This is a genomic window from Candidatus Nitrosotenuis uzonensis, assembly GCF_000723185.1.
In the GTDB taxonomy this organism is placed as follows: Archaea; Thermoproteota; Nitrososphaeria; order Nitrososphaerales; family Nitrosopumilaceae; genus Nitrosotenuis; species Nitrosotenuis uzonensis.
Window position 1 is genome coordinate 16,926 of sequence record NZ_CBTY010000009.1, and the last position, 15,722, is coordinate 32,647.

Here is a 15,722-nt window from a genome sequence, read left to right on the forward strand (position 1 = left end):
AGAAATATAGAATTGGATACAAAAAACATTGGCCTCCGAGACATTGAGGTGGCAGATACAAAAATATCAGATATAGACGGCGAGAGAGGAAAGCTGATCTACCGCGGCTATGATATTTTAGATTTGACAAAAAATTCGACCTTTGAGGAAACTAGTTATCTTCTTTTGAATGACGACCTGCCGACAAGGACTGAGCTTGAGGAATTCAAACAGAGATTGATTGATGCTCGAGACATGCCGCGTCAGATGCAATCAAACATGAGAAACTGGCGTAAGAATGCAGATCCTATGGTAATGCTACAGGCATTCGTCGTTGCATTAGCAGGATACTATGACGATAAGGGTGAAAACGATGAGCAGATCAACTATCAAAGCGCCATAAACCTTATTTCAAAAATGCCTACCATAGTAGCAAGCTGGGAACGTGTAAGGACGGGCAAGGACATTGTGGATCCAGATCCAAGACTATCACATGCGGCAAACTTTCTTAACATGCTCGTTGGGGAAAAACCAGATGCCGAAACCGAGAGAATTTTCGATATTTGTCTAATTTTACACGCAGATCACACATTCAATGCGTCAACTTTTGCAGCACGTGAGGTAGCATCGACTGGAGCACATATGTACTCAGCGGTTAGTGCGGCAATCGGCGCTCTGTCAGGCCCTCTACATGGAGGCGCAAATCACGAAGTGATGAAAATGTTACTTGAGATAAAAAGTGTCGACAATGCAGAATCGTGGGTAAAAGAGAGGTTGAACAGAGGAGAGAAGATAATGGGCATGGGACATGCAGTATACAAAACGTATGATCCTAGGGCTCAAGTTCTAAAGGAGCTTTCAAAGAGGCTTGCCAAGAAAACAGGACAGCCATGGTATGACATTACAGAAGTTGTTGAAGAGACCACTATAAGAGAAATGAAAAAACAGAAAGGCATAGACATCTATCCAAATGTTGACCTTTATAGTGCATCGTTATACTATATGCTAAAGATTCCTCCAGATCTCAATACTCCGATATTTGCCATATCTCGTGTTGCAGGATGGACATCGCATGTAATTGAGGAGAAATTTGCACGTGCTGCTCCAAAACCTGTTTTGTATAGGCCAAAGGCAACATATGTAGGAAAATATTGTGGACCACAAGGATGCGAATACAAGCCGATAGAATTGCGTCAATAAGAAGAGGCCATCAGTTATGGTTTGGATCAAATGGGAAGATTATGGGAAAAAACCAAGAAAGCAAAAGAATGTAAAAAAACAGAAAGCAAAACCCAAGGTAGAACCCCCAGTGAAGATAATCCCTGGGAAACATAAAGTTGAATTCAGAAAAGCGAGTGAGTTATTCACAGATCGAAGAGCAAACTAGTATTTATCCATGGTTAGGACATTTAGAATGCAATCGGACAGATTCGAATTAGTTTCTTGAATTAAGCCACTGTTTTGCACGTGAGGATACGTCATGCTTGTACAGAACCTGAAATACCATCTCATAAAACGATATTCCTTTTTTCTGGGCTTGCGAGTCAAGCCATTTTATTCCCTCAGCAAGCTCAGGGTCAGAATCCGAGAATTGAACTAATTCATCAACCATACGTGTAAAGAATACAAATGACTTTTGCATCAGTGTTATGTTTTTTGATTTATTATTCAGACCTGAATTCAAATTATATAGACAAGCCACGACTTTTTGATTGACATGGAACACATCTTGTATTCTGACGGAAACTCAAAGAGGATCTCATGGCTTATCAAAACTGCCGACTCGATAAAAAAACAGTTCAGAGAACAGGCAGATATCTATCGGGACAAGGTTACTGTTCTTCAATCAAAATACATAGCATTGCATGTTGGGATCTTTTGGAGTATTGGAGTATTTATTATAAAAAACCAAGATACCGTACGAGTCAAATTGGATTCTAGTGAGATGTTAAATCATCTAGCTGAAAAAGAAACTACAGCAGATGAATTTGCTAAGAAGCGTAAGTTATTCATAGACCAACTTGCAAGACAAAGAAATCTCAACTTGATATATGAGAAAATAGATCCTAGTGAGAATTTTGCATCATCGCTTCTTTCAGAACATTAAACACCATGTTCAGTGCCAATATGAAATATTAGATGAGGCAGTGTTATTTTTTTGCCACAATGACTGCATGTGACTTCGAATTGTTCTGCTTCTTTTTTAGATATATTTTCAACACTTTTAAGATTCATGCTCCAATAGTAACGATATTACATAAGTAGATCTGTTTGTTTATTTTAAACTAATAGGAAGGTATGATCATAAGACAGTAGCTACTCACTTAAAATCAACCCAATATCCATCAAATTAGTATGAGTTGGTCCTGTCAATATAAGTCCACCATATTTTCTAAAAAACGAATTGGAGTCATTATTTTTAAGATATGTTGCGATGTGATTTTTTGATGCAGATGAGAATACCGCACCGGCATGTTTTGTGTTACCATCAATTCCATCGGTTCCAACAGATGCAACCACAACATTGTCTTTGATATTTCCAGCAATACGCAATACAAGTTCTTGATTGCGTCCGCCTTTACCAGCACCGTGTACAAATACTGTTGGTTCGCCACCAAAAACGAGACATGATTTTTTCTTAAATGAGAAGGTTTCAATAATTTTCTTTGCGGTTATGTTTACTGGGCCATGTACTGAATGCAATATTTTTGTATCATATCCAAGCAATTTTGCTTTATAGGCCATAGCTTCCAAGCAATCAGCATTTGTTGCCACAATTATATTTGGGATTTTTGGCCTCTTTGGAGTTTCGGGAAGTAATCCTTTCACGCCAGCATTGAGATGCCTCATTACAGAAGGAGGAAGACGTTTTTCGAGCCCGTATTTTGTAACTATTTTTAAGCAATCAGCATATGTACTGTTGTCACAGTATGTAAGACCGGACGCTATGACGTTCAAATCATCGCCAACCACATCGGACATTACATATGAGGCTGCTTGGCACTTAAGATGCTGCAGTATTTGACCTCCCTTGATTGCAGAAATGTGTTTTCTTACAGCGTTGACTTCATGAATTGATGCGCCCGATTTTAAAAGAATTTCAGTCGTTTTCTTTTTTTGGTTCAAGTCCACCCCCCATGGCAACGCCAATAGTGACGATGTACCACCAGATATCAAAAACACTACGAAATCATCTGGGTTCAAAGACTGTAATAATTTGATCACAAAAGTTGCAGCCATCACACTGCAACGATCTGGGATTGGGTGGGATGCATGTATGATGTCGATGTTTTTTCCAATATGTTTTACTTTGTAATTTTTAGGAATGATGGTAATACCACCATCAAAATTTATTTTTGTGCAAGCAAATTCTGTCATGCTATCTGCAGCTTTACCAACTGAAACCAAGTAAATGCGGCGAAATTTTGAAAGAGATATGGTTTTAGATCTTACCAAAAGCTTGTTTTTCTTTATGAATTTTCTAAGAAAATATTTTGGTTGTGCAGCCACAAGACCAGCGTCTATTATTTCAAGCGCATCGCTTGTTTTATTATCGCACATACGTATTTTGTTTTTAATCACAAAACATTGAGTACTCAATACAAATTTAAGATCATCTGTGACATACATGAATTCATATGAGATTTTCAGAAAGAGTTATTTCCTGACTTTCTTGTAGGTAATCTGCAATTCGGTGTGAAAAAAGGCAAAAAAGATCTCAAAATCTGCTGGGCAAACGCCAAAAGTATTGAACAATCAGATATCATAGTAATAGGAATACCTGATGAATCAGGTTCACACTCTGTGCAGATGGGTACTGCAATGGCCCCAGACACGATACGAAAAATATCAAATACAAGAGATGTCTATTATGAGAAAGAATTCCTGTGTCTTGCTCACCCGGTAAATGGACTTGGGTCGGCTGAGATTTATGACTATGGGAATATCAAGAAAAGCCACATAGCACAGACCTTTGAGAGTATTCTTTCATTCCCAAAAATACCGATATCTATCGGGGGTGATCATTCCATTACTACCCACATTCTTAAGGCATTTGCTAAAAAATATGGTAAAATATCATTAGTTTATTTCGATGCACATCCAGATTTTGTCTCACATACACGCAATTATTATGGCTCTGTAATCACAGATTCGTTAGATTACATAGATGTAAAAACTAGCCTGCAGATAGGCATCAGGAGCCCAGAAGAAGAAGAGATAACTAACCTGAAAAAATCTGGGCTCAATGTGATTACACCCTTTGATATTGTAGAAAAAGGGGTAGATTATACTTCAAAACTAATCTCAGATACAATAAAAGAGAATACATACATCTCATTTGACATGGACTGCCTGGATCCGGCGTACGCTCCAGGAGTTTCAGTACCCGTTCCAATGGGTCTCCACACACAGGATGCCGTGTATTTTATCAAGAAAATTACCTCTAAAATGATTGGAATGGATATAATGGAGGTATGTCCTGCACACGATCTGAACAATGTAACCTCACATCTTGCATCAAGGCTGATTGGTGAGACTATTTCTTCGTGTAAGGTATAATAGTATAAAACGCCAGACCCAATTATGCACACAATCAAAATTCCAAAAATTATTCATTTTGGAGAAAACGCACTCTCAGAAGCAGAATATCCACGAAATGCACTTGTGGTAACAACTGCACCACCGCCAATATCTGAAAAATGGTTAGGCAAGATGGGAATCAAAGACTACATGTTGTTTGACAAAGTAGAGCCAGAACCGTCAATTGAAACAGTAAAAACGGTAATATCACAGTTCAAGGACAAAAACCCATCGTGTGTAATAGGTCTTGGTGGCGGCAGCTCACTAGATGTTGCAAAATACTCTGGAGCCGAGATGAAGTTAGAGAAAATACTAATTCCGACTACTTTTGGAACAGGTGCAGAGATGACAACATACTGCGTGCTCAAGTTTGACGGAAAGAAAAAACTTCTTCGTGAAGATCGATTTCTTGCAGACAGAGCAGTAGTAGATGCATATTTCATGGAGGGAACACCCGAACAAATAATCAAGAACTCAGTATGCGATGCATGTGCACAAGCGACCGAAGGATACGATAGCAAACTTGGCAATGAATTCACTCGAACTATGTGTAAGGAAGCATTCGAAGTTCTTTATGATGCAATCATGAACGACAAGCCTGAAAACTATCCATACGGTTCAATGATATCTGGAATTGGATTTGGTAATTGTTCTACCACGCTAGGACATGCTCTATCATACGTGTTCTCAAATGAGGGAGTTCCACATGGCTACTCACTGTCATCGTGTACTACAGTAGCGCACAAGTTCAACAAGTCTATTTTCTATGATAGATTCAAGGAGGTTGTTGAAAAGCTAAAGTTCGACAGACTTACCCTGAAGACACCACTTGATCAGGCAGCAGATGTAGTTATGACAGACAGAGGTCATCTTGATCCAAACCCAAGGCCAGTTTCAAAAGAAGACGTCATTCAGTGCCTTAAAGACATAGTAGAAGGAAGGCTCTAACCCTTTCTTTTATTTGGACGCAATATTTCGTTTTTTCTTCTAAACTTAAATACCGCAAAATCTGACCAGAGGAAAGATGCTCAAGTTCGGAATACAGAACGGCTTAAACGTGGCTCGTGCAGGATTTAGTGAAGATCAGATTCTTACAGCGTGTATTCTTGCTGACAGGACAGGTTACGATTCAATTTGGTATATGGATCATTCTAATGTTCCACAATGGTCAAAAGCTACAGTCCTTGATCCTTGGGTAATGCTTTCTGCAATAGCTGCAACTACGCAAAAAGTGGAACTTGGGACTTGTGTTACAGATGCAATTAGAAGACATCCGTCAAATATTGCACTTGCTGCAATTACACTAGATAGAATATCAAAGGGCAGGGGCACGTTAGGAATAGGTGCAGGTGAAGCTCAAAATCTAAAAGAATTCAACATACCATTTGACAATCCAGTAAGCAAGTGGGAAGAACAGCTTCAAGTAATCAAGCTGTTGTATGGGTCATCGCCTGAACACCGGGTTGATTTTGAAGGTAAATACTATAAACTAACACAGGCATGTCTTCAAGCGAAGCCAATTAGAAAACCACACCCACCAATATACATGGCGGCAGGGGGTCAACGTACATTAAAGATGACAGGAAAGTATGGAGATGGCTGGCTACCAATAGGATATACACCAGAACTATTCGAAGACCATGCAAAAACAATCAAAGCATCCATGAAGGAAGAAGGTAGAACGCAAGAAGAACAAGATAATTTCCAATATGCCTTGGATATCGATGTGTATTTTTCAGAAGATGCTGAAGAATCATGGGCAAAAATGAAAGAAGCCGTGAAGGTTAGTCTCTTCAAGCCAGAAGTGTTACGGGTTCACAACATAAAACAAATAGAGGGATTTGATTTTAAGAAATACTTTACCGAGTACTCGATGTCAAATCAAGATTGGATTATAAAAATGCGTGAGGGGGCAACCACGATTCCAGATGCAGTGGCAAGATCATCAGTAGCGGTAGGAACCCCAGATGACGTAATTCCAGTATTTGAGAGATTCATAAAAGCTGGAGTGAATCACTTTGTGATCAGGTTCTGGGGTTCAAATTATTTTGGTTCTATTGACAAGTTTGCCTCAAAAGTAATGCCATACTTTAAAGAAAAGCACAAGTAAACGCTTTCTTGTAGTTGACAATACTTGAGGATGCCGAATCATTTGCACGTATCAGAAATGCAGATATTCCATTCTGTAAAAGCATAGTGTTCAGGCTCAAGTCCGTAGGAGTAGGTGATGAAAAGATACTATGTACTGCTTATTTACAGAATACAGGGTCAAATTTTGAGGAGATTTTTCAGAGATTTGGACGAGAGGTAGCAATTATTGTGGCATCCATAGCAAAAGACAAGTCTTTGCCTAAAGCAGTGCAAGAAGAGCAATATGTAAAACAGCTACAAAATGCACCGTGGGAATCTGTTTTAGTCAAACTTTGCGAGATATCAGCAAACATGAAATTCATAAAAGAATCAGACATGTCACGAACTAAACGTACCAAATTACTTAAGCAAAACATGCACCATTTGAGCATACTTAGAAAACAGATCATTAAGAATCGCGCTAGAACCCCAGGTATTGAAAAACTCCTTGACGGCGTGAATGAGACGTTACTGTACTTTAAGCAAAGGCCACTATCAATATAATAAATTCAAAAAGTACACTTGTAGATCAGATTTTCTTTGCAGGCTTATCTTAAATCCAGACTAGATCAACGCCAATCATGAAAGGAGACATATTATTGCAGAATGTTCAGGTAAGAGGATTCATTCCTGCAACCATAGGGAAGAATGCTAAAGAAGGTAAAAAGAAGATCAAAATTGCGATAGAAAAAAAACTTGGAAAGAACATAGACAGTGTAAGAAAACGATGTGAGGGTAAACCATTATGGATAAGCGTAACTTTCTATCTAAAGAAGGATTCTGCACATGCAAAAAAGGATCTCGATTCTCTTTCAAATGTGCTGCTTGCAGTTCTCTCAAAAGAAATGTCATCTGGCAAAGACGCTGAACCCGGACTTGACATAATAAAGGATGATTCCACAGTGTACAGGATCATATTTGAGAAGAAGGTAATTGATTCGGAAAGTGATGAAGGATTTACATTTTCAATTTACGAATGGTCGTATTCGTAAACATGCTGACAAATCATACGCAATTGTTTTATTTGTAAAATCAAATGTAAGTCATTACGAGTTTAGCAGACTCTAAGCCAACCAACACCTGTACCCAGTGGCTTGGGGAATTCCCCAAGCCAATTCATTTGTAAGGGTTAGATTTTTTATGAAGAAAGAATGGATTAGAGCGTGCAGCTTTTAGGCAGATTGGAGATAAAATCAAAGCAGAAAATAATAGAATTTCTCAATAAAGAGCACATAGGTAGAATTGCATCAATGGATAGAGATGGCTTTCCACAAATAATACCAATGAATTTTGTTTTTGTCAATGATGCCATCTACATGCATTCGCATACGCGTGGTGAGAAAATTGAGAACATAAAACGCGATCCAAAAGTTGGGTTTGAGATAGATCGAGAGCTAGAATTTCTTCCATCATATTTTAGCTCCCCTACAGATGCATCACAAGCAGACACACTATACATCAGTGTGGTCATCAAAGGTTATGGAACTATAGTGTCAAAAAATGATGAGAAATCCATGGCTCTAAACGCATTGATGGAAAAATATCAGCCTGAAGGGGGTTATGAGAGGATAACACCAGACATGCCAGTTGTTGACGAAGTTGCCATCATCAAGGTTGTGCCTCAAACTATGAGAGGAAAGTACAAGATAGGACAGCATTTGGATAAAAATGCGAGAAAGAATCTTGCAAAAAAAATCTTTGAGCGAAATTCTTCAACCGCGTTAGAGACATTGCAAATCATGGGTTTCAAGGTTACAGAAAGCAATCTTGAAATGGTAGAAGAGCCAGTTTGGTAAATCACGATGTTAGCGTGCCAGTGAGATTCAGTTTGTATGGGATATCTTTGTTAACAATATAAAATGGCTGATCATGTAGTAGAACATTTTGTCTATTGTTATTATCTGATAAAATTTTTTCACTAATTTGTGCCCTTACGAAATATTCGCCTTTATTGGTAGAGCCTATAATCAACACCATATCATGGTCTACAATTTTCACTGTTATCAGATTTAAGTTCATTGCAGTACTATCGAGAATTAATCTCGCCTCACTTACTTTGAATTCTTCAAGATTCATTCCCGCTACAGGTCTCATTTTTATTAACAATGACGCATCTTTTAACATTGTTGATGGGCTTGCAAGCGCAGTTCCGCTCATCTCAAGTTTGAATTCTTTTGCTTCAAATTCACTCAGTCGCGATTTTTCGGATCTTTGTTGCTGTACTGTACGATCTAATGTTGTGATTTTATCCAAACTGCCATAAGATGATCGAGGAAAGTCATTAGATGATGGTGATGTGGAATCAGATGACAAACTGACACCAGATGATTGCACACCATATGTTTCAGATATTATAGACTCCGGTGTTTGAATTTCGTTCACAATAGTTGTTCTTGTGGACATCTTGTCTTCAAATCCAAAAACCCAAAACGCAGAAATCACAGAAACAGCTATTAATGCAACACCTACATGATGTACGTTAGGTTTGCCTTGCACTAAAATTTGTTTTCATAAATTACTTAAAAGAAATCCTCATAAATTATCAGTATGGAATATAGTAGATAACATAATCACCATGCCTTATATTTCGATTTGAGCGATCGTATATGTTGCAGCAGATACATAGATTTTATCTAGAATCAGACTTCAAGCCCACTGGTGATCAACCTCAAGCAATATCAAAGCTTGTAGAAGGAATAAGAAAAAACAAGACACAGACCTTGTTGGGGGTTACTGGAAGTGGCAAGACGTTCACCATTGCAAACGCAATCGCAAATACTGGGAAGAATACACTTGTCATATCTCATAACAAGACCCTTGCGGCACAGCTATACTCTGAGTTAAAGCAATTCTTCCCAAAAAACAACGTGGGGTATTTTGTATCATATTATGACTACTATCAGCCAGAAAGCTACATTCCTCAGACAGACACATACATAGAAAAAGATACGCAGATAAACGAAAAAATCGAGAAAATGCGTCTTGAAGCCACCGCTATGCTTCTTTCTGGCGAGCCTACAATTATTGTTGCAACAGTTTCCTGCATCTATTCACTTGGCTCACCAAAAGATTGGGAAGAAATGGCCACTACAATAAGTATTGAGAATCAGAATTCTCGTACAGAGATAATTAAAAGACTGATTAATGCCAGGTACGAACGGAATGATACTGAATTAGCCCCAGGCAATTTTAGAGTGAAAGGAGATACCATAGATATCATTCCAGCATATTCTGAAGATGTCATTAGAATTTCTATGTTTGGGGATAAAGTAGAAAAGATCACTGTACTTGACCACATAACATTAAAGGAAAAGCGTAAGTTACAGTCAATCAAAATATTTCCTGCAAAACATTATCTAATTGCAAATGATGTGAGACAAAAAGCTATCAAATCAATTAGAGATGAGCTTAAAGAACGACTTCCACAACTAAACGAGCTTGAACGACAGCGATTGGAAATGCGCACTAAATTTGACTTGGAGATGATTGAAGAATTAGGATATTGTTCAGGAATTGAAAATTATTCACGGCATTTTGATGGAAGAAAACCTGGTGAGAAAGCATTTTGTTTATTAGATTTTTTCGGAAATGATTTTTTGCTAGTAATTGACGAATCACATGTCACAATACCACAACTACACGCCATGTATGGGGGCGACTATACTAGAAAAAAATCTCTCGTAGAGTATGGTTTCAGACTACCAAGTGCTTTTGACAATAGACCACTAAAGTTTGAAGAATTTGAACAATATATTCAAAACTGTATTTTTGTTTCAGCTACACCATCAGAATATGAAAAAGAAAAATCATCGCAGATTGTCGAACAGCTAGTCAGACCCACAGGACTTATAGATCCACAAGTACAAGTAAAGCCAACAAAAAATCAAATGGATGATCTCATATCTGAAATCATCGAACGCGTGAAAAAGAATCAGCGTGTGCTTGTAACAACACTTACAAAAAGAATGGCAGAGGATTTAGCAGAATATTTCTCAAAAAAAGAAATCAAAGTAAGATACCTTCACTCTGAAATTGAAGGATTGCAAAGAACAGAATTGATAAGGCAGTTAAGACTAGGCGAATTTGATGTTCTAGTAGGCATAAATCTGTTGAGAGAGGGCCTAGATATTCCTGAAGTTTCCCTTGTTGCGATACTTGATGCCGATAAGGAAGGATTTCTAAGAAACTATACTAGTCTGATCCAAACTTTTGGTAGAGCTGCCAGAAATGTCAATGGTTCCGTCATACTGTACGCAGACATTATGACGAGATCAATGAAAGCTGCAATTGATGAAACAGAACGCAGGCGGGCAAAACAGATAGAGTATAATAAAAAACACAAGATAACGCCAAAGACCATAATAAAGTCAATACCAAAACAAGTTACGTCATTTGACGATTTAAAGAACAAGACCCAGCATGATTTGAATAGAGATGCAATAGAAATCGAAGCCATGATGAAAAAATATGCCGAGGAGCTTGATTTTGAGAGAGCCATAGAGTGCAGAGACAGGCTACGAAGGATACAGATAGAGGTGGAAAAAAAGAATGCACGATAGACTAAAGATCCGCGGCGCAAGACATCATAATCTAAAAAATCTCAATCTAGATATCCCGAAGAACAAGCTAGTAGTAATATCAGGATTATCAGGATCAGGCAAATCCACTCTTGCGTTTGATACCATATATGCTGAAGGGCAGAGAAGATATGTCGAATCTTTGTCTGCATACGCAAGACAGTTTTTGGAAATGATGGATAAGCCTGATGTCGATTCTATAGAAGGGCTCTCACCCGCAATATCAATTCAGCAGAAGACGACCTCAAAGAACCCACGTTCCACGGTTGGTACCACTACAGAAATTTATGATTACCTCAGATTGCTGTATGCAAGAATTGGCATTCCACATTGTCCAAAATGTGGCAGAAAAATATCAAACCAGTCTATCGAGTCAATATGCGAATCAATTTTCAAAGATTTTGCAGAAAGACAGATTCTGATATTAGCACCGCTAGTTCAAAGAAAAAAAGGAACTTATGAGAAACTCTTTGAACAAATAAAAAAAGACGGTTATTCTCGTGCACGAGTAGACAGTCAGATCATACTCTTGGAAGATGAAATACCTTCACTAGACAGACAAAAATGGCACAATATTGAGATAATAGTAGATAGGCTGACCGCATCAAAGTCTGAAAAATCGCGGCTTTTTGAAGCGATACAAACTGCACTAAAGGCAGCAAAAGGCTCCGTTCTCATTTCATCCGAAAAAGAAGAAAGAATATTCTCGCAGAATAATGCCTGTCCATATTGTGGGATAACAATTGGAGAGATAGAGCCAAGGACATTTTCCTTTAATTCACCATTTGGCTCATGTAAGGCATGTCATGGCCTTGGAATAAAGATGGAGTTTGACGCAGATCTTGTTATACCAGATAAAAACAAGTCAATACTCGATGGAGCGATAGTTCCATGGAATGGCAGATTTTCATCATTTAGAAAACAGGAGCTGAAGGCAGTAGGAAAAAAATTTGGCTTCGATTTGATGACCCCAATCAACAAAATGACAAAAGAACAAATTCATGCAATACTATACGGAACCGATCAACGAATTCATTTTCAGTATGAATCGCAGTCAAGTGACTCCTTTTGGGAGTATACTAACGCTTTTGAAGGCGTACTTAACACACTGCACAGATTGTTTATGGATACAGATTCCGAATCAAAAAGAGACTGGCTCAAACAATTCATGCGCGACATACCATGTAACGAATGCAATGGGAGAAAACTAAAACCCGAAGCATTAGCAGTTAAGATAAACGGAGTTGGGATTTTTGATGTATGCGATATGTCAATTGATGAATGTTATGATTTTTTCAAGACAATAAAATTAACGGAAACTGAAAAATACATAGCAAAAGATGTTTTGAAAGAGATCATAGAAAGACTAGAATTTCTAAAAAATGTAGGATTGAACTATCTTACTTTGAACAGACAAAGCAGTACACTTTCTGGAGGTGAATCTCAAAGAATAAGACTTGCAACTCAAATTGGCTCTAATTTAACTGGAGTATTGTATGTACTTGACGAACCTACAATAGGACTGCATCAGAGAGATAACGCACGTTTGATAAAGACGTTGATAAAGTTAAGGGATCTTGGCAATACAATTATCGTAGTAGAACACGATGAAGAAGTCATACGTAATGCGGATTGGATAATTGATTTGGGTCCTGGTGCAGGCATTCACGGCGGTAATGTTGTCTTTGAAGGAACTGTAGAACAGATCTTAAACAACCACAAGTCAGTGACAGGGGATTATCTAAAAGACAAAAATCTAATAAGACTAGCGAATAAAACTCGCAATCAGAGCGGCAAGATAATAGTGAAGGGCGCCGCAGAAAACAATCTAAAAAATATAACAGTAGAATTCCCACTAGGACTTCTTGTTACGGTTACAGGCGTTTCAGGCTCTGGAAAATCCACTTTAGTGAACGAAATTCTGTTAAAGGCACTTACTGCACAATTTTATAAAACAACCGAAAAGCCTGGAAAGCATGCAGGAATATCAGGTACAGAAAACATTGACAAGGTCATCGCAATAGATCAATCCCCAATAGGCAGAACGCCAAGATCAAACCCAGCTACGTACATTGGTGTGTTTACACACATACGAGACCTGTTTGCCAATACAGAAATTGCAAAGGAACGCGGATATTTGCCAGGCCAGTTTTCATTCAATGTGGCAGATGGCAGATGTTTTGCGTGTGAGGGAGACGGTGTTAAAAAAATCGAGATGCAATTTCTATCAGATGTCTATGTAAGATGCGATGAATGTAAAGGTAAACGATACAATTCAGAAACATTATCTGTGCTATACAAGGGCAAGAGCATTGCCGATGTATTAGATATGACAGTCGAGGAAGCACTGTCATTTTTTGAAAACATTCCATCGATTAAGAGAATGTTGCAAACGATATTCGATGTCGGGCTTGGTTACATTAAGCTCGGACAATCATCTACTACGCTCTCAGGAGGTGAAGCGCAAAGAGTCAAGCTTGCATCAGAACTATCAAAACGCGATACTGGTAAGACGTTATACATCCTAGATGAGCCCACCACAGGACTACATTTTGCGGATGTACAGAAGCTATTAGACGTATTGAACAGATTAGCAAATCTTGGAAACACGGTGGTGGTGATCGAACACAATATGGATATAATCAGAAACTCTGATTGGATAATTGATTTAGGTCCAGAGGGAGGGGATAAAGGTGGCAGTGTAATTGCCGCCGGTCCACCGCATGAAGTTGCAAAAAATCCTAAAAGCTACACAGGCAGATACCTCAAGAAATTGATAAATTGACATTTAGTATCAAAAGCATAAACATACCGGATCATCCAGGCATCTATCTGATGAAGGATAAAGAGAATAAGATAATTTACATTGGAAAGGCAAAGAGTCTCAGAAATCGAGTTAGATCATACTTTTTGAAAAATCAGAATTACAAAACACAAAAACTCATAGAACGTATAACAGACATAGAATTTGTTCTAACAGATAATGAGAGTGAGGCATTCTTGCTCGAATCTAATATGATAAAACAATACAGACCCATCTTCAATATAGAATTAAAAGACCAACAAAGATACACTTACTTGAGGCTTAGCGACGAAAAGTATCCAAGATTAGTTGTTGCAAGAAGAACCAGAAATGGAAGATTTCTGGGGGGTGGAAAGATATTTGGCCCTTTTACTCAAGGAAGTTCAAAGTTATTAACAATAGGATCATTGCGAAAAACATTCAAAATAAGAATTTGTAAACGATTACCGAAAAAGGCCTGTCTTGAGTACCATCTTGGAAATTGTGAAGCACCATGCGAGTTTGAAGAAGCCAGAACAAGATATGAAAAACATGTATCAAATCTAGAAGCAATACTTAGGGGCAAAGACCTTCACGCATATATAAAAACACTCGAGGCGGAGATGCGTGAAGCATCAGAAAAACTTCAGTTTGAACGTGCACGTGAGATACGCGATACGCTACACCGACTTGGAAGTTTGAATACAAGGCAGAAAATGGAAAGCGTCAGAATGATAGATGAAGAATATTTTGGCATATTAACGTACGAGCAAGTGGCTACAGTGATGAATTTTAAGAAAATAAATGGCGTCATAAGAGACAGCAATAGATTTTCATTTGATCTTGTTGGAGATAATTCTTTTTCAAACTTTTTATTTCAATATTATACAACAAATCAGATTCCTTCTCACATAATAGTTAATGAGATGCCAGATAATGCAAACATACTCGAAGAGCTACTAACAAAAAGAGCAGGATACAAAGTAAGCATTCAAGTTCCAACTGTAGGAAAGAGAAAAGAAATGATAGACCTTATTCTGAAGAATATCGAATTATTACAGGCAAAAGGTATAGATCCTGCTCTAATAGAACTACAAAAAATACTCAATCTTCCGAAAGTACCAAAAATAATAGAATGTTTTGACATATCAAATCATGGAAGAGACTATGCTGTTGGCTCTATGTCTAGATTTGTAGATGGATTACCCAATAAAGATGGATATAGAAAATTCAAAATCAGAACTGTCAAAAGTCAAGATGACTTTGCTATGATTAATGAAATCATAAAGCGAAGATATTTCAGACTTGATGAAGAAAAATTCCAGATGCCAGATTTGGTATTAATAGATGGCGGCAAGGGTCAATTAAACGCAGCAGTAACAGCACTGACAGAGCTAGGACTACATTTACCATGCATATCTCTCGCAAAAGAAGATGAATTGATATTCATACCAAAAAGTAGAGAGCCCATTATGATCGAAAAAACAAAACGAGCACTAAAAATTTTGCAATTTGCAAGGGATGAAGCACATAGGTTTGGTCTTGCATACAATCGTGCGCTACGTATTCCAAGATCAGATTAACAAATACAAGATAGATAAAGATGTAATTGAACAAATTTTTAATTTTTTAATAACCCATGATAAATACGTCAAAGTGATTATTTGACAATA

14 protein-coding genes are annotated in these 15,722 nt (G+C 37.9%); 11 read left to right on the forward strand and 3 right to left on the reverse strand.

The genetic code is table 11. The features are described from left to right. Positions 1–12: 12 nt before the first annotated feature. Positions 13–1,179: a citrate synthase gene (locus NITUZ_RS05230; protein ID WP_048196169.1), complete on the forward strand. Its 1,167-nt coding sequence runs from the start codon at positions 13–15 to the stop codon at positions 1,177–1,179. 235 nt (positions 1,180–1,414) lie between these two features. On the opposite strand, the gene NITUZ_RS05235 is transcribed toward NITUZ_RS05230, so the two are convergent. Beyond that, entirely contained in the window at positions 1,415–1,621 is a 207-nt protein-coding gene (locus NITUZ_RS05235; protein WP_048196171.1) for a hypothetical protein, read from the reverse strand. A 75-nt stretch (positions 1,622–1,696) separates the two neighbouring features. On the opposite strand from NITUZ_RS05235, the gene NITUZ_RS05240 reads away from it, so the two are divergent. Further along, positions 1,697–2,086: a hypothetical protein gene (locus NITUZ_RS05240; RefSeq protein WP_048196892.1), complete on the forward strand. Its 390-nt coding sequence runs from the start codon at positions 1,697–1,699 to the stop codon at positions 2,084–2,086. A gap of 209 nt (positions 2,087–2,295) precedes the next feature. Here NITUZ_RS05240 and NITUZ_RS05245 read toward each other — a convergent pair whose 3' ends face one another. Continuing rightward, positions 2,296–3,561 carry a glycerate kinase type-2 family protein gene (locus NITUZ_RS05245; protein ID WP_244443821.1) on the reverse strand — a complete coding sequence of 422 codons (1,266 nt, stop codon included), beginning with the start codon at positions 3,559–3,561 and terminating at the stop codon, positions 2,296–2,298. Between the two features lie 114 nt (positions 3,562–3,675). Here NITUZ_RS05245 and NITUZ_RS05250 point away from each other — a divergent pair, with 114 nt between their 5' ends. The 6 genes from NITUZ_RS05250 to NITUZ_RS05275 all read left to right on the forward strand — a co-directional run bounded on the left by NITUZ_RS05250 (position 3,676) and on the right by NITUZ_RS05275 (position 8,486). After that, positions 3,676–4,539 (forward strand): arginase family protein, encoded by an 864-nt coding sequence (locus NITUZ_RS05250; RefSeq protein WP_048196176.1) that lies wholly within the window; start codon positions 3,676–3,678, stop codon positions 4,537–4,539. A gap of 24 nt (positions 4,540–4,563) precedes the next feature. Beyond that, the gene (locus tag NITUZ_RS05255) at positions 4,564–5,508 is read left to right on the forward strand and encodes an iron-containing alcohol dehydrogenase (protein WP_048196178.1); all 945 of its coding nucleotides are present in this window, start codon (positions 4,564–4,566) and stop codon (positions 5,506–5,508) included. A 76-nt stretch (positions 5,509–5,584) separates the two neighbouring features. Continuing rightward, on the forward strand, positions 5,585–6,670 hold the full coding sequence (locus tag NITUZ_RS05260; protein ID WP_048196180.1) for an LLM class flavin-dependent oxidoreductase: 1,086 nt from the start codon (positions 5,585–5,587) through the stop codon (positions 6,668–6,670). Between the two features lie 14 nt (positions 6,671–6,684). Next, a complete protein-coding gene (locus NITUZ_RS05265) occupies positions 6,685–7,194 on the forward strand; it encodes an HD domain-containing protein (RefSeq protein ID WP_048196182.1) in 510 nt (169 codons plus the stop codon). A 77-nt stretch (positions 7,195–7,271) separates the two neighbouring features. Further along, positions 7,272–7,682: a RusA family crossover junction endodeoxyribonuclease gene (locus tag NITUZ_RS05270; protein ID WP_048196184.1), complete on the forward strand. Its 411-nt coding sequence runs from the start codon at positions 7,272–7,274 to the stop codon at positions 7,680–7,682. 171 nt (positions 7,683–7,853) lie between these two features. Next, complete coding sequence (locus tag NITUZ_RS05275; RefSeq protein WP_048196185.1) at positions 7,854–8,486, forward strand: pyridoxamine 5'-phosphate oxidase family protein; 633 nt, start codon at positions 7,854–7,856, stop codon at positions 8,484–8,486. Between the two features lies 1 nt (position 8,487). Here NITUZ_RS05275 and NITUZ_RS05280 read toward each other — a convergent pair whose 3' ends face one another. Further along, positions 8,488–9,186 (reverse strand): hypothetical protein, encoded by a 699-nt coding sequence (locus NITUZ_RS05280; protein ID WP_048196187.1) that lies wholly within the window; start codon positions 9,184–9,186, stop codon positions 8,488–8,490. Between the two features lie 110 nt (positions 9,187–9,296). Between NITUZ_RS05280 and uvrB the strand changes: the two genes are divergently transcribed. Genes uvrB through uvrC form a run of 3 tightly spaced genes read left to right on the forward strand, consistent with a single transcriptional unit; the run spans position 9,297 to position 15,632 of the window. Then, entirely contained in the window at positions 9,297–11,249 is a 1,953-nt protein-coding gene (gene uvrB / locus NITUZ_RS05285) for an excinuclease ABC subunit UvrB (RefSeq protein WP_177309461.1), read from the forward strand. After that, on the forward strand, positions 11,239–14,052 hold the full coding sequence (gene uvrA, locus NITUZ_RS05290) for an excinuclease ABC subunit UvrA (protein ID WP_048196189.1): 2,814 nt from the start codon (positions 11,239–11,241) through the stop codon (positions 14,050–14,052). Before uvrB ends, uvrA begins: the two co-directional genes overlap by 11 nt. Beyond that, entirely contained in the window at positions 14,049–15,632 is a 1,584-nt protein-coding gene (uvrC, locus tag NITUZ_RS05295; protein WP_048196191.1) for an excinuclease ABC subunit UvrC, read from the forward strand. Before uvrA ends, uvrC begins: the two co-directional genes overlap by 4 nt. Positions 15,633–15,722: the final 90 nt, after the last annotated feature.